Origin of the sequence: Corynebacterium sp. HMSC072D12 (genome assembly GCF_001813925.1) — a bacterium.
Taxonomy (GTDB): domain Bacteria; phylum Actinomycetota; class Actinomycetes; order Mycobacteriales; family Mycobacteriaceae; genus Corynebacterium; species Corynebacterium aurimucosum.
The window spans coordinates 150,069-166,386 of record NZ_KV814384.1; the positions used below are offsets into that span (position 1 = coordinate 150,069).

Genomic DNA, 16,318 nt, shown 5'->3' on the forward strand with positions numbered 1-16,318 from the left:
CAGCCCCGATGGCAAAGACAACAAAGAAGGATGCTCAGCCAGAGGCCAAGGAGACCAAGGACGTGAAGTCTCAGGTCGAGGAAAAGACCACTAACAAGTCTTCGAAGGCCCCGTCTAGCAAGAAGACGCGTACTGAGACTGATCTTCTCGGCTCCGTGGAGGTTCCGAGTGATGCGTACTACGGCGTTCACACGCTGCGCGCTATCGAGAACTTCCAGATTTCCTACGTGACCATCAACACCATCCCGGATTTCATCCGCGGTATGGTGCAGGTCAAGAAGGCCACCGCGATGGCTAACCGCCGTCTGCACGTCCTTCCTAAGAAGAAAGCAGAGGCAATCATCTGGGCTTGTGACCAGATCCTGGAAGAAGGCCGCTGCATGGACCAGTTCCCGCTGGATGTCTTCCAGGGCGGTGCTGGTACCTCCCTCAACATGAACACCAACGAGGTTGTAGCCAACCTGGCGCTCGAGTACCTCGGTGAGGAAAAGGGTTCCTACGACGTCATCAACCCAAACGATGATGTCAACATGTCCCAGTCCACCAATGACGCGTACCCAACCGGCTTCCGCTTGGGCATCTACTACGCCATGGAGGACCTCATCGAGCGCATCGATGCCCTGCAGGCAGCATTCCACGCCAAGGGCAATGAGTTCGTTGACATCCTGAAGATGGGCCGCACCCAGTTGCAGGATGCCGTTCCGATGACCCTTGGTGATGAATTCAAGGCCTTTGCGCACAACCTTGCGGAAGAGCAGGCCATCCTGCGCGACGCCCAGAAGCGTCTGCTGGAGATCAACCTCGGCGCAACCGCTATCGGCACTGGCGTGAACACCCCGGCCGGCTACCGCCACCAGGTCACCGCCGCACTGTCCGAGGTCACTGGTCTGGAGATTAAGACCGCCCGCGATCTCATTGAAGCAACCTCTGACTGTGGTGCTTATGTACTGCTGCACTCCACCATCAAGCGTGCGGCAATGAAGCTGGCCAAGATTTCTAACGACTTGCGCCTGCTGTCTTCTGGTCCGCGCGCGGGCCTGGCAGAGATCAACCTGCCGCCGCGTCAGGCTGGTTCCTCCATCATGCCGGGTAAGGTCAACCCGGTTATCCCGGAGGTTGTTAACCAGGTCTGCTTCAAGATCTTCGGTAATGACCACGTGGTCACCATGGCGGCTGAGGCTGGCCAGCTGCAGCTCAACGTCATGGAGCCGGTCATCGGTGAGGCACTGTTCCAGTCCATCCGCATTATGGGCAACGCCGTCGATACCCTGCGCGAGAAGTGCGTCACGGGCATCACCGCAAACGCTGATGTGTGCCGCGCTTACGTGGAGAACTCCATTGGTATCGTCACTTACCTGAACCCGTTCATCGGCCACCACAACGGTGACATGATTGCTAAGGAGTCCCTCAAGACCGGCAAGGGAGTCAAGGACCTAGTTCTGGAGAAGGGCCTGCTCGACGAAGAGACTCTCAACAAGGTTCTGTCTGTAGAGAACCTCATGCACCCAGAATTCCGCGGTCAGCTCTACATCGACGAATAAAGCTGTGCCACAGCACTAGCGTATAGAAACGCTGATGCTGCACGCCACGCGCCCGCGCTACCTTCAACGAGGCAGCGCGGGCGCGTCGTTTTCTTTCAGTGGCTGTCCATCTCTCAAGCCCCTCGGCCCTCCTTCGAGCGAAGGGGGTGTGTAAACGGACACAATCGGGCCTGGAATCTCGCTAATGCCACATAAGTAGGGCAGAATAGAGACTGTCAGTTCTCGCGCCCAGGTCGTGTGCGGACCGTCGCGCGATTCACCCCATACTGCAGATCACCTGCACATATTGGAGTTACATAATGGTTGTTGTGCACATCATTATCGTCCTCGCGGCGATTTATCTCGGTGCCCGAATTGGTTCGATCGGCATTGGCATGGCCGGCGGCTTGGGTGTCCTGCTTCTCGGCCTGAGCGGCGTTCCCGTTACACGCGAAGACATTCCTTTCGATGTCATCGGCATCATCATGACTGTTATCGCGGCCATTGCTGCTATGCAACGCGCCGGCGGCATGGACTATCTGGTCTACCTCGCCGAGAAATTCCTTCGCAAGAATCCTAAGAAGATCACGTTCTATGCCCCTGTCGTGACCTGGCTTATGACCGTTCTGGCGGGTACCGGCCACACGGCATTTTCTACGCTTCCCGTCATCGTTGAGGTGGCCAAGGAAGGCAAGGTTCGCCCATCCCGTCCGCTGTCCATCTCTGTGGTGGCCTCACAAATGGCCATCTGTGCCTCGCCCATTTCCGCCGCCGTGGTGTTGCTAGCCTCCCTCTTGGAGCCGATGAACGTGGGCTACTTGCAGATCCTCGCTGTGCTCATTCCGGCGACATTTCTTTCCATTTTCCCTGCCGCGTGGATTGCCAACCGTTCCGGGGCGGAGCTAGAAGATGATCCCGTATACCAGGAACGCAAGACCCAAGGCCTGGTAAAGATGCCGCAGGGCTCCCACAATTACAGCCCGGTACAGGGCGCTAAGACCTCCGTCATCATCTTCCTCGTTGCCATCGTCATCGTTATGCTGTGGGCCACCCTGACATCTTCTCAGGTGGGACTCATCGAAGAGCCGACTCTGCCCCGCAATGAGGCCATCATGACGGTGATGCTCACTGCCGCAACCCTTATCGTGATGATCACCAAGATCTCCGCTGGCGACGTACTTAATACGCCAGTGTTCAAGTCGGGCATGTCCGCCTGTATCTGTGTGCTTGGTGTGGCCTGGTTGGGCACCACGCTCATTAACCACTACATGGAGGACATTCAGGCCATCTCCGGCTCCGTCATCGAATCCGCCCCTTGGCTGCTGGCCGTCGTGCTCTTCTTTGCTGCGGCGCTGCTGTACTCGCAAGCCGCGACCACCAAGGCTCTCATGCCGGCTGCTCTGGCCCTCGGCGTCAACCCACTGACCGCTGTGGCTGCCTTCCCTGCGGTATCCGCTCTGTTCATCCTGCCGACCTACCCGACCCTGTTGGCAGCCGTTGAGATGGATGACACCGGCTCGACGCGCATCGGCAAAGCTGTCTTCAATCACCCGTTCATCATCCCCGGCACCGTCAGCATCGCCTTGTCTGTCCTCCTGTGCTACGCCTTCGGTGCGGTCCTGCTTTAGCATCATCGAGAAATTATCTAATGTTGCTCAAGAGGCTTCTTTAGAGCGCTAAGCTGGTGGGCATGACTACGCAACCTTCTGATGTTGACATTGCCCAAGCCCACCAGCTCGAACCCATCACAGATATTGCCGCCCGCGCTGGAATCCCAGCGCCCGCCCTCATCCCTTATGGGCAGAACAAAGCCAAGGTGGATATCACCCAGGTTGGGGATGCCCCCGCCGATGGCAAGCTGGTACTCGTCACTGGCGTCTCTCCGACACCAGCCGGCGAGGGAAAGTCCACCGTACTTATCGGTTTGACCGATGCCCTCACACAGCTTGGTAAGAAGGCAATCGTCGCGCTTCGCGAACCTTCTCAAGGCCCCGTCATGGGTATCAAGGGCGGCGCTGCGGGCGGCGGCTACTCGCAGGTTGTGCCGATGGAGGATATCAACCTTCATTTCACCGGTGACTTCCACGCTATCGCCGCGGCCACCAACACCTTGGCCGCCATCATCGATAACCACATCCACCAAGGCAACGCCCTCAACATCGATCCGCGCCGCATCACCTGGCAGCGCTGCGTTGACGTCAATGACCGCGCTCTGCGCAACGTCGTCACCGGTCTTGGCGGCCCAGCGCACGGAGTGCCGGGGGAGACCGGATTCACCATTACTGCGGCGTCGGAAATCATGGCCATCCTCGGTCTCGCTACCGATTTGGCAGACCTGAAGAAACGCCTCGGTGATATCACTGTGGGCTACACCTATGACCAGCAACCGGTAACCGCCCGCGACTTGGGCGCAGAGGGCGCACTCACCGCCCTGATGCGCGATGCGCTGAACCCCAACCTAGTCCAGACCCTGGGCGGTACGCCGGCTTTCGTCCACGGCGGTCCTTTCGCCAACATCGCTCATGGCTGCAACACACTGTTGGCCACCCAAACTGCTATGCGCTTCGGCGATATCGTCCTCACGGAAGCAGGTTTCGGGGCGGACCTCGGTGGCGAGAAATTCATGGACATCAAGTCCCGCTTTGGTGAGCTTGATGTCGCTGGCGCGGTCGTCGTGGCAACGATCCGCTCCCAGAAGTACAACGGCGGGCAGCCGCGCGAGGAGCTCACCACGGAGAACCTGGAAGCCCTGAAGAAGGGCGTGGTCAACCTCGAGCGCCACGTGGAGAACCTGCGAAAGTTCGGGCTTCAGCCAGTGGTCGCTCTCAACCTCTTTGGGAGCGATACCGAGGCCGAGCGCGAGTTCATGCGTCAGTGGGCGGCCGACTTCGACGTGGCTCTTGAAGAAGCAGAGGTGTGGGCGAAGGGTGGTGCAGGGGCGACTGCGCTGGCTGAGCGCCTTCTGGACAACCTCTCCCAAGGCTCCTCCCGCCAGCTCTACGACCCCGCTGAAGGAATTGAGAGCTCCATCGACACTATCGCCAAGGAAATCTACCGCGCCGAGCGGGTGGAGTATTCTTCCAAGGCTCTCAAGGACTTGAAGTACATCAAGGACAATGGTTGGGAGCAGTTCCCAGTCGTCATTTCCAAGACCCAGTACTCCTTCTCGGATGATCCGAGCCAGCTCGGCGCTCCGGAAGGCCACGTCCTCCACGTCCGCGAACTGCAGCCGCGCACCGGCGCTGGTTTCATCGTTGCCCTAACCGGTGACGTCATGACCATGCCGGGCCTGCCAAAGAAGCCCGCAGCGAACAACATCGACGTTGCCGCTGACGGTTCGATCTCCGGCTTGTTCTAAGCCGCGGCACGGTCTTACGCAGCGCGACGGTCTACGAGGCCTGGTCGGGCCACCCGGGATACTCGGGTGGCGTACCGCCAAAAGCCGGGCAGAGGTCTTGGAACGAGCACCAACCACACAGCTTTGACGTCTTCGGCCTGAAATCTCCGGCCTTGCCATCGCCTTCGATTTTGGCCCAGAGCTCGCCTAGGTCACGCTCGAAGTACTCGAGCTCTTCTGGCCCAGGCGTGAGGAACATTGAATCCAAGACCTTGAGGTACATCAGCCGCAGCTGCGTGGGGATGGTGCCGAGAAGCCGCCAGTACACCAGCGCGTAGAAATTCATTTGGAATTGCGCGTCCTGGGAATACCGGGGAAGCGGCTTCTTTCCCGTCTTATAGTCCACCACGCGCACCTCGCCAGTGGGGGCAACGTCTACGCGGTCGATGAACCCGCGGACAGGCACACCGTTTGGCAAGACGGTATCGACGTACATCTCGCACTCGTGGGCGTCGAAACCTTGGGGGTTTTCCATCTGGAAGTAGCCCTTGATGAGCTGGCGTGCTTCGACGAAGAAATCCAGCTCCTCGGGCTCGGGTACCAATTCACGCAGCTCCGGATCGGAGTCGAGCATCACCGCCCATTCCGGCTTGATCATCTTCACCGCGGCCGGGTACTCACGTTGCTCACGGGGTAGCTGGTGCATCTTCTCCAGCACAGCGTGGACCAGCGTTCCCTTGACCTGGGCTTTTGTCTTAGGTTCAGGCAGCTTGTCAATGGCCCGGAAGCGATAGAGCAGAGGGCATTGCTTGTAATCGGAGGCACGGGAAGGGGAGAGGGCTAGTCTTTTCGGCATAATGTTCCTCAGCCTAGCGCATAGGCAACCTCGTTCCCGCCCGCATCTCCCGACGGTCCGTGGCAAGCTAGTAGGCATGAGCACTACGCAAGATTTTCTCGATTTCATCGCCGCCAGTCCCTCCTCTTATCACGCGGCTGAGGAGGTAGCGCGCGCACTCGTTGATGCGGGTTTTAGCCGCCAAGACGAGTCTGCCGAATGGTCGGCTGCACCAGGCGGTCACGTCATGGTCCGGGGAGGTGCGGTCATGGCATGGTTCGTCCCCGAAGGTGCTAGCCCGGAGTCGGGTTTCCGGATTATCGGCTCCCATACTGATTCGCCCGGTCTTGCTCTCAAGCCCACTCCGGATTTCGATTCCGCCGGATGGCAGCAAGTAGCCGTGGAAGTTTATGGCGGAGTCCTTCTCCACAGCTGGTTTGATCGCGAGCTCAACGTCGGTGGTCAAGTCGTCCTGCGTGATGGCACCCGCCACTTGGTCAACACCGGCCCGCTGCTTCGTCTTCCCTCGCTGGCGATTCACCTCTACCGCAAGGATGAGTTCAAGCCGGATCGCCAGCGCCACATGCAGCCAGTGCTCTCCGTGGGCACTCCGGAAACGTCGGTGATGGGGGTCGTCGGCAAGCAGCTAGGCGTCGCCCCGGAAGATATCGCTTCCTTCAACCTCATTACCGCCGATGCCCAGCGCGGTGAGGTCTTTGGCGCCGGCGAAAAGCTCATCGCTGCTGGACGCATGGATAACCTCTCTTCCGTTCACGCCTCTCTGAGGGCTCTTCTCGCCGCCGCGCACAACGCCGATGCCATGAAGCACAAGGACATCCTCGTCATGGCGGCCTTTGATCATGAGGAGGTGGGCTCCTCCTCGCGTTATGGCGCGGGTGGCCCGATTCTGGGTGATATTTTGACCCGCACCGCACGGGCGCTCGGGGCGAACGAGGAGCAGCGCTTCCAGATGTTCACGCGCTCCAGTTGCGTGTCTGCCGATGCCGCCCACTCTGTACACCCCAACTACGCGGAGAAGCATGATCCCACGCACCACCCGATCATCGGCCAGGGACCTGTAACCAAGATTAACGGCAACCAGCGCTACGCCTCCGACGCTCACACCGTGGCCCTGTGGGAATCCGCCTGCCGCCGTGCGGACGTTCCGGTCCAGCGATTCGTGGGAAATAACGACGTGCCCTGTGGCTCCACCATCGGACCGATTTCCGCCACCCGTTTGGGCATCCCCACCGTCGACGTGGGAGTCCCAATGCTGTCCATGCACTCGGCCCGCGAGCTGGTGGGCGAGCGCGACCAACTATGGCTTGGTAACGCCCTTGAGGCATACTTGGTGGGTTAATCCTTGCCACCTTCAACTATGTGAAAGGTTCCCACGCCATGGCTTATTCCGGCCCCTTCCGCTACGGCGACCGCGTGCAGCTCACCGATGCCAAGCGGCGTCACTACACCATCGTCCTCGAGGAGGGAGGCCAGTTCCATTCGCACAAGGGCATCATCAACCACGATGATGTCGTCGGCATGGATGAAGGCTCCGTCATCGATTCGACTCTGGGTAGCTCCTTCCTCCTGTTCCGCCACCTCATGGTGGACCACGTCCTGTCGATGCCACGGGGTGCCGCGGTGATCTACCCCAAAGACTCCGCGCAGATTCTGGTCGAAGGCGATATCTTCATGGGCGCACGCGTGCTGGAGGCCGGCGCCGGTTCCGGCGCGCTCTCGATGACGCTGTTGCGCGCCGTGGGGCCGGAAGGCCACGTTTTCTCCTATGAGGTGCGCGATGACCACTTGGAATACGCCGTGGATAACGTCACCGAATACTTCGGTAAACAGCCCGAATGGTGGAGTCCCCGCCTTGGGGACTTGGCCGATGTCACCGTCGAGCAGCTGGGCGGCCCCGTGGACCGCGTCATCCTAGACATGCTCGAGCCCTGGGAGCACCTTGAGAAGGTACGCGACATCCTCATCCCGGGCGGCGTTTTCATGACCTACGTGGCCACCGTGCCGCAGCTGATGAAGGTCATGGAGGGCATCCGCGAGCTCAAGTGCTTTACGGAGCCGCGGGCCTGGGAGTCCCTCGTGCGTGAATGGAAGGTGGAAGGTTTGGCCACCCGCCCGGAGCATCGCATGAACGCGCACACCGCGTTTCTGATCTGGACGCGCCGGCTTGCCGACGGCGTCACTCCACCCCGCCCGCAGCGCCGCGCGCGAAAATAAGCCCCGAGGTTAAACGTGGCGCACTGCGCGCTAGGGTGGACTCTATGAACGATGCCACTCATTCCCAGGAACTTGGCCAGCAGCGTCGCCAGATAGAGCAGCTCGCTGAACGCAATGCCAAGCTTGCTGCCCTGTTGAAGGATGCGCGCACGAAGCTTCAGCAGATGCTCGCGGAGGTTGACGCCCTTGCGGAGCCTGCCTCCACATACGGTGTCTTTCTGGGCTATTCCGGTCGCGCGCATGATTCACGCCGTGACGCCGAAGTTTATACCAATGGCCGAGCCATGCGGGTCAAGATTTCGCCGAACCTGGAGCCCGGCTCCCTGAAAGTAGGGCAGCAGGTGCGCTTGGGCGAGGGCTTCGTCGTCGTGGAGGCCTGCGCCCCGGTAAATACGGGCGCGCTGGCGACGATCCAAGAACGTCTCGGCACCGACCGCGCCGTGGTCATCAATTCCTCTGGTGAAGAGCAGGTTGTTCTCCTCGCTGCAGCGTTGCGGGATACCGTGCGCGCCGGCGATACCCTCTTGGTTGAGCCCAAATCTGGTGTAGCCACCGAACGCGTGCACAAGACTGAGGTAGCACAGCTCACGCTGGAGGAAGTTCCTGACGTCTCCTACGAGGACATCGGCGGTTTGGATGAGCAGATCTCCCTCATCCGTGACTCCGTCGAGCTGCCTTTCCTGCACCCGGAGCTCTACCGCCAGTACGATCTCCAGCCGCCCAAGGGCGTACTGCTCTACGGCCCGCCGGGCTGCGGAAAGACGCTTATCGCCAAGGCGGTGGCGCATTCGCTGTCCGCGTCGCTGGGAGCTAGTGCCCCCAGCTACTTCCTCAATGTGAAGGGCCCAGAACTGCTCAACAAGTTCGTGGGCGAGACTGAGCGCCGCATCCGCCTCATCTTCGAGCGCGCCCGCGAGCTAGCCTCCGAGCCCACCGAGGATGGCAGCCAGCGCCCGGTCATCATCTTCTTCGATGAGATGGAGTCCATCTTCCGCACCCGTGGTTCCGGCGTGTCCTCCGATATGGAAACCACCGTCGTCCCGCAGCTGTTGACGGAGCTGGACGGTGTGGAAAAGCTCAGCAACGTCATCGTCATCGGTGCCACCAACCGTGAGGAACTCATCGATCCCGCCATCATGCGCCCGGGGCGCCTCGACATCAAGATCCGCGTCAACCGCCCGACAAAGCAGGGTGCTCGGGAAATCTTCGCCCGTCACTTCCCGGAATCCGTCCCCCACGAGGGTGATCTTTCACAGCTCATCGATACCGCGGTGGACGCTCTCTACGCCGAGCGGCCCTTTGTCACTCTGCACTTCGCTAACGCGGATCCGCGCGTGCTGCACTACCGGGACTTCGTGTCTGGCGCCATGATTGCCAACATCGTCTCCCGTGCCAAGAAGCTAGCGATTAAGGAAGCGTTGGACGCAACAAACTCTGCTGGGGGAGCGCAGCCCGCAGGCATCACCGCCGCGCACCTGCACCAGGCCATCGCGGCCGAGCAGGCAGAATCTGAATACGTACCGACTTCTGCCAACCCGGAGGAGTGGGCGAAGATCGTCGCCGGTACCTCCGCTGGCGCGCATGTCACCGGGGTCGAATTGATGGGAGTACAACCGTGAGCCGTGTTCTAGGAACCGAAACTGAATATGGGATCTCCACGCCGTCCAACCCGGCGTTATCACCGATTGTGACCTCCACCCATGCTGTTGTGGCTTATGCCGCCCTGCATACCGGTGCGCGCTCCCGCTGGGATTTTCGGGAGGAGCACCCACTGCGCGATAGCCGCGGCTTCGATCTCAAGCGCTACCACACGGTGCCCGTGGTGGACCCGAATGCCTTGGGTGTGGCCAACGTGGTGACCGCTAATGGCGCGCGTTTCTACGTCGATCACGCCCATCCGGAGTACTCCTCGCCGGAGTGCACGAATGCCTGGGATGCCCTGCTTTACGACGCCTCCGGCGACCTGATCCTTCGTCGCGCAGGGGAGGCCGTAGCATCGCTGACCGCTCAGGGCACGTCCGTGTTGGCCACGCATGATCCCTGCCCACCGCTGAAGTTCTACAAGAACAACGTGGACGGTAAGGGGGCTTCCTATGGCAGCCACGAAAACTACCAGTACTCCAGGGATACTGACTTCGATGACATTGCCCAGGGATTGATTCCTTTCTTCGTCGCTCGCCAGGTGGTCACCGGTGCCGGACGCGTGGGATTGGGTGCTGATGGTGAAGAACCTGGTTTCCAGATCTCACAACGCGCGGACTATATCGAGCAGGAGATCTCCCTGGAAACCACCCTCAACCGCGGCATCATCAACACCCGTGATGAACCACATGCGGTCGCCGAGGACTTCGGTCGCCTGCACGTCATCATCGGTGATGCCACGATGTCCCATACCTCGACGCTGCTCAAGCTGGGCATGACCTCGCTGGTACTCGATGCCATCGAGAGCGGCGTGGACTTTAGTGACCTGCGCCTAGCAGAGCCGGTGGAGGAGGTGCAGCGGGTGAGCCGCGACCTCACTGTGACTCATAAGCTGGCGCTTCGCGACGGCCGCCACCTCACCGCCCTCGACATCCTCGCCGTCTACCGGGAGAGGGTCACCGCCACCACTGAGGCGGATGAAAAGGTGCTCGCCGCCTGGGATGAGGTTGTCGCGCTTTTGGCTGATAATCCGCTCAAGGCCGCCCACCTGCTGGATTGGGTGGCCAAGTATCGCTTGATTAAAGGCTACCTTGACCGCGGCGTCGCGGCCGATGATCCGAAGCTGGCTCTGATCGATTTGCAGTACACAGACATCGACCCCGCAAAATCCCTTTACCATGCGCTCGTGCGCAAGGGACAGATGCGCACCCTGGTCAGTGAGGAAGAGATCGCAGCGGCAGCAGAGACGCCGCCCAGCGACACCCGCGCCTACCTGCGCGGCCACGCTACCCGAAAGTTCGGGGAGGATGTCCTGGCTGCGTCCTGGCAGTCACTGACCTTCCGCATCGGTGAGGCCGAGGGAGCCAACTCTGGAACCGCCTGCGTGGCGCTCGACGACACCACAAGACTCGGGCAAGACGAGGTGGGCGCTCTACTGGAATCTGCGGGCAGTGCCGCCGACTTCGTTGATAGTTTGCGCCAGCTCGGGGTGCGAATCGAGTACCCTACACTGTATTAGCGCAGCATTCTCCACTCGCGAAAGGAGCTCTCACCATGAGCGGACAGCAGTCCCAGATTAATGCCGGTGGCGGTAACGGGCAGGGAGGTGATTCCTCGGAATTCGATGCCGGACAAGTCAGCATCAACAGCGCGGGTACCGATGATCTTCTCGATGAGATTGACGGCCTCCTGGAATCCAACGCCGAGGAGTTTGTGCGCTCCTACGTCCAAAAGGGCGGCGAATAAAGGTGGAGCAGCCCTCCGGTAGCGCCCCCGTTTATGCACGGCGGATTATGGGCATCGAAACCGAGTACGGCATCACCGCGAGCGCAAGCGATGGACAGCGGGTGATGTCCCCGGATGAGATCGCCCGCGTGCTTTTCCGGCCCATCGTGTCGACGTACTCCTCCTCGAATATCTTTAGCCCCAACGCCTCCCGCCTCTACCTCGACGTCGGCTCCCACCCGGAGATCGCTACCGCCGAGTGCGATAGCCTGAGCCAGCTCATTGCCTATGAGCGCGCCGGCGATGCCATGGTCAACCGCATGGCCGTGCAGGCGGAGGAAGCCCTAGCGGACGAGGGGGAGAAGCGCGCCGTCTATCTGTTCAAGAACAACGTCGATTCTGCGGGCAATTCCTACGGCTGCCACGAGAACTACCTCATCGGCCGCCACGTGGTGCTCAAGGACCTCGGCAAAGCTCTCCTGCCATTCATGATCACCCGGCAGCTCATCTGTGGCGCGGGGATGATTAGACCTGCTAAGGGTGAGGAACCAGCGCGTTTCGTGCTCTCACAGCGTGCCGACCAAGTCTGGGAAGGTGTGTCCTCCGCGACGACTCGCTCGCGGCCCATCATCAATACCCGCGATGAACCACACGGGGATTCGAAGCGTTTCCGTCGCATGCACGTTATCGTCGGCGACTCCAATATGGCTGAGCCCACGATGGCCGTCAAAGTTGGCTCCACGCTGCTCATGCTGGAGATGCTGGAGGCCGGTTTTGAGGTGCCGAACCTCTCGGTTCTCGAACCTATTCAACACATCCGCGCCATCGCGCTCGACCCGACCGGTCGCACCCAGCTCCCGCTTGAGGGAGGCGGCAGCACCACCGCGCTCGCCGTGCAGCAAGAGCTCTGTACCGCCGCTGAGCGTTGGCTGGAACACCGCGAGGACACAGGCACGCCAACGGCTGAGCTGGCCCGTGTCGTGGACTTGTGGAAGCGCACCCTCCAGGCCATTGAGACTCAGGATTTCTCCGGTGTTGACCGCGAGATCGACTGGGTCATCAAGCGCAGCCTGCTAAACCGCTACCGCGAGCGCCTGGGCGGGGATTGGTCGCACCCCAAGCTGGCACAGATTGACCTGACCTACCACGACATCCGTCCCGGCCGTGGCCTCTACAGCGTATTGGAGCAGCGCGGCATGGTGAAGCGCTGGATCGACGATGCTGCAATCGATGCTGCCGTCGACACCGCCCCGCGAACCACCCGTGCCAAGCTGCGCGGGGAGTTTCTCGCTGTTGCCCGCGAGCTCGATGCCGCGGTAACGGTGGATTGGACGCGGATGAAGGTCAACCGGCCGGAGCCAATGACCGAGGAATTCTCCGACCCCTTTGTGTCCGAGGACCCGCGCCTAGATGGGTTGTTAGACTACATGCGTTCGCACCCAGGCTCGTAGAGCCGTAGAGCTGATCAAGGAACCTGCCACTATGCCTTCAGCAGATCGCACTGCAGCCCGGACGCCGGTCAGAGACCGCGCTATCGAAAGGCTCACCAACCTCACCTTTGCGCTGCATGGCGCCGCGCACCAAGGCGGGGTTCCTGACCGCAGCGCAGCCTGGATTCGCAGCCACGTCGAGGGCTACCAGTCTCGCAGCGACGAGGCTTTTCAGAAACAACTTTCCCGCGACATTGTGACCCTGCAGCGCGCTGGTGTTCCGGTAGTGCATAGCAGTGGGGCAGAAGGTTCGCTGTACCGGCTCGATCCCGAAAGCTACCAGCTACCTCCCGTCGATTTCACGCCACAGGAGGCCATGGTGTTGGGCGTAGCCGGCGGCATTGGCACACCGGGAGGCTTAAGCGATTTCAGCTTGTCCGCGTGGACCAAGCTGGCTGCCTCGGGCGCCTCCCGCGACTTGAGCGGAGCGCCCGTCTACACCGCTGTCAACGACATGACCAGGCTGAGCCCGGAGCTCGTCACCGCGGTGATTACCGCCGTGCGTGCAGGGCTGCGCATATCCTTTGATTATTACGCTACGCCCTCTGCCGAAGCAGTTCGCCGCCACATGGATCCCTGGGGGCTGGTCAACCACCGAGATCGCGTCTACCTTGTCGGCTGGGACGTGGACCGCCAGGCACCTCGGACTTTCCGGGCCACCCGCGTGGACAACGTCAAGCGTTCGCGTCATGCAGCCACACACCTCGAGCCCACCGCACCACTGCAAGATCTCGTTGTGGAGGCACTAAACCGTGGCGATACCGTGGACGCTCTCCTTGACGTACCAGAGGGGCAAGCTGTCGAACTTGTCGACGCCGGACGCAGGCGCGAGGACAACCTCGTAGAACTCACCGCCGTGCGGCGGGATTGGCTGGTGCGCACGGCGGCCGGTTATGCCCCGGACGTGGTCGTGGTTGAACCGCCAGAAGTTCGTGCCGACATCATCGCACTCTTGAATGTCGGCGGGAACGATACAGCGACAACGGCAACCACGGTTAAGACCATGGAGTTTAGGGAGGAGGCCCGCCATGGCTGATCAGCCCCGCAAACTGCAGTCCCTGGTTCGTTCCCTCAACCTCATCCCTTACCTGCGTAACCACCCGGGGTTGACCCCGATGGAGGCAGCGGAGGATTTGGGGATGACCCCGGTGGAGCTCAAGGACGCCATCGACCGGCTCTTCTGCTCCGGGGTGGGCCGCAATACCGAAGACCTCATCGATTTGAGCTTTAGTTACCGCGATGGCATCGAGATTTACAACGACCAGGGCCTCACCCAGGCACTACGTTTGACCCCCACCGAAGCTGGTGCACTATTGCTCACCCTGGAGTCTTTAGAAGCGATGCCGGGGCTTGTCGATGTCTCAGCGGTCCACTCCGCCGCCGCGAAGCTGCGCGAGATCATGGATGAAAAGACCGCCGCCATCTATGACTCCCTAGCCACGACCGATCCCGAGGAGTCTGAGGTGCAAGCGGCGTTGGCGGGGGCCGTCGACAAACGCCAGCAAGTGCGCTTTACCTACTGGAGTATGTCCTCCAACCGGACCAGCGAGCGTACCGTGCATCCGGCCCGCATCTTCATCGTGGATGGCGAGCCCTACCTCGTGGCATGGGATGACTCAGTGGGGGAGCACCGCACCTTCCGCCTCGACCGCATGAGTGATGTCGAGGTACTCGAAGCTTCCGCTACCCCGCACGTACGAGAGCTGGATTTCAACCCAGACTCACCCTTTGGTCTAGATCACACTCTTGTTGCGGAGCTGGAGATTAACCAAGAATTCACCTGGCTAGCAGAACACTACGACATCACTCTAGGCGAAACACTTGAAAATGGGTTCATAGCTGCGCAGATGCCCGTCGGATCCGAGACATGGTTTAGTCGTTTCGCCCTCGGGCAAGCTGACCGTTTGCGGGTCGTGGGACCCCAGAAGCTTGTCGAGGCCATTTCGGAGCATAGAAATCGGGCGCTGGAGCGTTATACTCAACTGCCAGACTAAGAGCTCTCCTGCGTGCGCCCCGTGCAGCACTTCGTTGTGTGGAACCGTACGCTTTATCGACCTAGAAAGAAGGGGCACCCTCAATGACCGTGGGACCTTTGGAAATCGGCCTTGTCGTTCTCGTTATCGTGCTGTTGTTCGGCGCAAAGAAGCTGCCAGAGCTAGCTCGCTCTATGGGCCGGTCCATGCGCATCTTCAAGTCTGAAGTAAAAGAAATGAAGGAGGAGAACAACACTCCTGAGCAGCAGGCCCAGATTGCTGCTTCCAAGAAGAATGACGAAGACTTCTGGAATAGCCCGGAAATGCAGCCGCGTGCTTCTAAGCCGGCTGACGGAAACCAGAACTAATAATCTTTTCTCGGCAAGCAGGCCGCGCTCTGAGTTTTTCGGAGCACTAGGGCCTTGCCTGCCGCCGTGGGCTTTTCTGTGGAGGTCTTGCTGTGAGTGCCGCGAGCACACCGTCTAATGCTGGTTCTAACGCGCGGAAACAAAAATGGGGCGCAAAGCTACGCCGCAAGCCCAAGAATCCGACGGGGGAGATGACCCTCGTCCAGCACCTCCAGGAGCTGCGCCGACGCATCGTCATTTCTCTCCTCGCTTTGGCGGTTGGAGCCATCATTGGTTTTATTTGGTACCAGAACGCCCCGTTTGGCACGTCACCGCTGGGCGAAATCCTGCGCGGTCCTTATTGTTCGCTTCCTGAGGAAAAGCGTGTTTCTTTCACCTCCGACGGTGAGTGCCGCCTGCTTGCCACCAGCCCGTTCGAAATGCTGTTATTGCGCCTCAAGGTCGGTGCGTTGGCTGGCGCGGTATTGTCCTCACCGGTCTGGCTCTACCAAATCTGGGCCTTCATCGTGCCTGGCCTCCATAAGAACGAACGCCGCTTTACCTTCTTGTTTGTCTCGACAGCGGTTCTGCTTTTCGTCCTCGGCGCGGTTCTTGCCTACGTCATCCTTTCCGTGGGCTTGGAGTTCCTCATGGGAATGGGCTCCGAATACCAGACTGCGGCACTGACGGGTGAGCGATACTTCTACTTCTTGCTAGCGTTGCTCCTGATTTTCGGTGTGAGCTTTGAGATCCCATTACTCGTGGTCTGCCTCAACCTCATTGGTGTATTGGAATATGACCACGTCAAGGACAAGCGTCGCATCATCATTGTCGCCATCATGATTTTCGCGGCGGTTGTCACACCAGGCCAAGAGCCCTTCTCAATGTTGGTCTTGGCCGGAGCCCTCGTAATCCTTGTCGAGATAGCCTTCCAATTCTGCCGCATCAACGATAAGCGCCAGAAGCGCGAGCGCCCTGACTGGCTTGACCTCGATGACGAAACTGCCTCGTCCTTGGGTGAAGGCCCGGGTGCCATAGGCGCACCAACTCCTGTATCTGCATCCACAAGCGTTTCCGCTTCTTCGCGGCCAGTATCTTCGAGGCCTGTATCCCCGGCTTCGACCGGTGAAGCTCGGGTGTCGAAGCCTCAACCAACGAACACGCAGCCCCCGCAGAGCGGTTTTTTCGACGACGTTCTGTAGGCTTGTCGGCCTT

At 60.3% G+C, this 16,318-nt stretch carries 14 protein-coding genes; 13 read left to right on the top strand and 1 reads right to left on the bottom strand.

Annotated elements, in window-relative coordinates; genetic code table 11:
- Window positions 1-8: 8 nt before the first annotated feature.
- From aspA to HMPREF2943_RS01665, 3 genes are all read left to right on the top strand, one after another.
- On the top strand, window positions 9-1,541 hold the full coding sequence (aspA, locus tag HMPREF2943_RS01655) for an aspartate ammonia-lyase (protein WP_070710617.1): 1,533 nt from the start codon (window positions 9-11) through the stop codon (window positions 1,539-1,541).
- Between the two features lie 299 nt (window positions 1,542-1,840).
- Window positions 1,841-3,148: an anaerobic C4-dicarboxylate transporter gene (locus tag HMPREF2943_RS01660; RefSeq protein WP_070446613.1), complete on the top strand. Its 1,308-nt coding sequence runs from the start codon at window positions 1,841-1,843 to the stop codon at window positions 3,146-3,148.
- 62 nt (window positions 3,149-3,210) lie between these two features.
- Window positions 3,211-4,878, top strand: coding sequence for a formate--tetrahydrofolate ligase (locus HMPREF2943_RS01665; protein WP_070446614.1), 1,668 nt, complete (start codon window positions 3,211-3,213; stop codon window positions 4,876-4,878).
- Between the two features lie 31 nt (window positions 4,879-4,909).
- Here the strand turns inward: HMPREF2943_RS01665 and HMPREF2943_RS01670 are convergent, their stop codons facing one another.
- Window positions 4,910-5,713 (bottom strand): RecB family exonuclease, encoded by an 804-nt coding sequence (locus tag HMPREF2943_RS01670; protein ID WP_070446615.1) that lies wholly within the window; start codon window positions 5,711-5,713, stop codon window positions 4,910-4,912.
- Window positions 5,714-5,789: 76 nt separating this feature from the next.
- On the opposite strand from HMPREF2943_RS01670, the gene HMPREF2943_RS01675 reads away from it, so the two are divergent.
- From HMPREF2943_RS01675 to tatC, 10 genes are all read left to right on the top strand, one after another.
- Window positions 5,790-7,052 (top strand): M18 family aminopeptidase, encoded by a 1,263-nt coding sequence (locus HMPREF2943_RS01675; RefSeq protein WP_070710618.1) that lies wholly within the window; start codon window positions 5,790-5,792, stop codon window positions 7,050-7,052.
- 38 nt (window positions 7,053-7,090) lie between these two features.
- On the top strand, window positions 7,091-7,927 hold the full coding sequence (locus HMPREF2943_RS01680) for a tRNA (adenine-N1)-methyltransferase (RefSeq protein ID WP_070446617.1): 837 nt from the start codon (window positions 7,091-7,093) through the stop codon (window positions 7,925-7,927).
- 44 nt (window positions 7,928-7,971) lie between these two features.
- Window positions 7,972-9,546: a proteasome ATPase gene (gene arc / locus HMPREF2943_RS01685; protein ID WP_070710619.1), complete on the top strand. Its 1,575-nt coding sequence runs from the start codon at window positions 7,972-7,974 to the stop codon at window positions 9,544-9,546.
- The gene (gene dop / locus HMPREF2943_RS01690; RefSeq protein WP_070446619.1) at window positions 9,543-11,087 is read left to right on the top strand and encodes a depupylase/deamidase Dop; all 1,545 of its coding nucleotides are present in this window, start codon (window positions 9,543-9,545) and stop codon (window positions 11,085-11,087) included. The genes arc and dop overlap by 4 nt, the downstream gene beginning before the upstream one ends.
- Before the next feature lie 35 nt (window positions 11,088-11,122).
- Window positions 11,123-11,314: a ubiquitin-like protein Pup gene (locus tag HMPREF2943_RS01695; protein WP_070446620.1), complete on the top strand. Its 192-nt coding sequence runs from the start codon at window positions 11,123-11,125 to the stop codon at window positions 11,312-11,314.
- A gap of 47 nt (window positions 11,315-11,361) precedes the next feature.
- Window positions 11,362-12,744: a Pup--protein ligase gene (pafA, locus tag HMPREF2943_RS01700; protein WP_070446621.1), complete on the top strand. Its 1,383-nt coding sequence runs from the start codon at window positions 11,362-11,364 to the stop codon at window positions 12,742-12,744.
- A gap of 31 nt (window positions 12,745-12,775) precedes the next feature.
- Entirely contained in the window at window positions 12,776-13,819 is a 1,044-nt protein-coding gene (locus HMPREF2943_RS01705; RefSeq protein WP_070446622.1) for a helix-turn-helix transcriptional regulator, read from the top strand.
- Entirely contained in the window at window positions 13,812-14,777 is a 966-nt protein-coding gene (locus HMPREF2943_RS01710; protein WP_070710620.1) for a helix-turn-helix transcriptional regulator, read from the top strand. Before HMPREF2943_RS01705 ends, HMPREF2943_RS01710 begins: the two co-directional genes overlap by 8 nt.
- 83 nt (window positions 14,778-14,860) lie before the next feature.
- Window positions 14,861-15,124 carry a Sec-independent protein translocase subunit TatA gene (gene tatA, locus HMPREF2943_RS01715; protein WP_070446624.1) on the top strand — a complete coding sequence of 88 codons (264 nt, stop codon included), beginning with the start codon at window positions 14,861-14,863 and terminating at the stop codon, window positions 15,122-15,124.
- Window positions 15,125-15,315: 191 nt separating this feature from the next.
- A complete protein-coding gene (gene tatC / locus HMPREF2943_RS01720; RefSeq protein WP_070710621.1) occupies window positions 15,316-16,305 on the top strand; it encodes a twin-arginine translocase subunit TatC in 990 nt (329 codons plus the stop codon).
- The last annotated feature ends 13 nt before the right edge of the window (window positions 16,306-16,318 follow it).

Bases quoted from the DNA above. Each gene is read 5' to 3' on its own strand.
- aspA (WP_070710617.1), top strand. From the start codon at position 9: ATGGCAAAGACAACAAAGAAGGATGCTCAGCCAGAGGCCAAGGAGACC.
- HMPREF2943_RS01660 (WP_070446613.1), top strand. From the start codon at position 1,841: ATGGTTGTTGTGCACATCATTATCGTCCTCGCGGCGATTTATCTCGGT.
- HMPREF2943_RS01665 (WP_070446614.1), top strand. From the start codon at position 3,211: ATGACTACGCAACCTTCTGATGTTGACATTGCCCAAGCCCACCAGCTC.
- HMPREF2943_RS01670 (WP_070446615.1), bottom strand. From the start codon at position 5,713: ATGCCGAAAAGACTAGCCCTCTCCCCTTCCCGTGCCTCCGATTACAAG.
- HMPREF2943_RS01675 (WP_070710618.1), top strand. From the start codon at position 5,790: ATGAGCACTACGCAAGATTTTCTCGATTTCATCGCCGCCAGTCCCTCC.
- HMPREF2943_RS01680 (WP_070446617.1), top strand. From the start codon at position 7,091: ATGGCTTATTCCGGCCCCTTCCGCTACGGCGACCGCGTGCAGCTCACC.
- arc (WP_070710619.1), top strand. From the start codon at position 7,972: ATGAACGATGCCACTCATTCCCAGGAACTTGGCCAGCAGCGTCGCCAG.
- HMPREF2943_RS01695 (WP_070446620.1), top strand. From the start codon at position 11,123: ATGAGCGGACAGCAGTCCCAGATTAATGCCGGTGGCGGTAACGGGCAG.
- pafA (WP_070446621.1), top strand. From the start codon at position 11,362: ATGGGCATCGAAACCGAGTACGGCATCACCGCGAGCGCAAGCGATGGA.
- HMPREF2943_RS01705 (WP_070446622.1), top strand. From the start codon at position 12,776: ATGCCTTCAGCAGATCGCACTGCAGCCCGGACGCCGGTCAGAGACCGC.
- HMPREF2943_RS01710 (WP_070710620.1), top strand. From the start codon at position 13,812: ATGGCTGATCAGCCCCGCAAACTGCAGTCCCTGGTTCGTTCCCTCAAC.
- tatA (WP_070446624.1), top strand. From the start codon at position 14,861: ATGACCGTGGGACCTTTGGAAATCGGCCTTGTCGTTCTCGTTATCGTG.
- tatC (WP_070710621.1), top strand. From the start codon at position 15,316: ATGACCCTCGTCCAGCACCTCCAGGAGCTGCGCCGACGCATCGTCATT.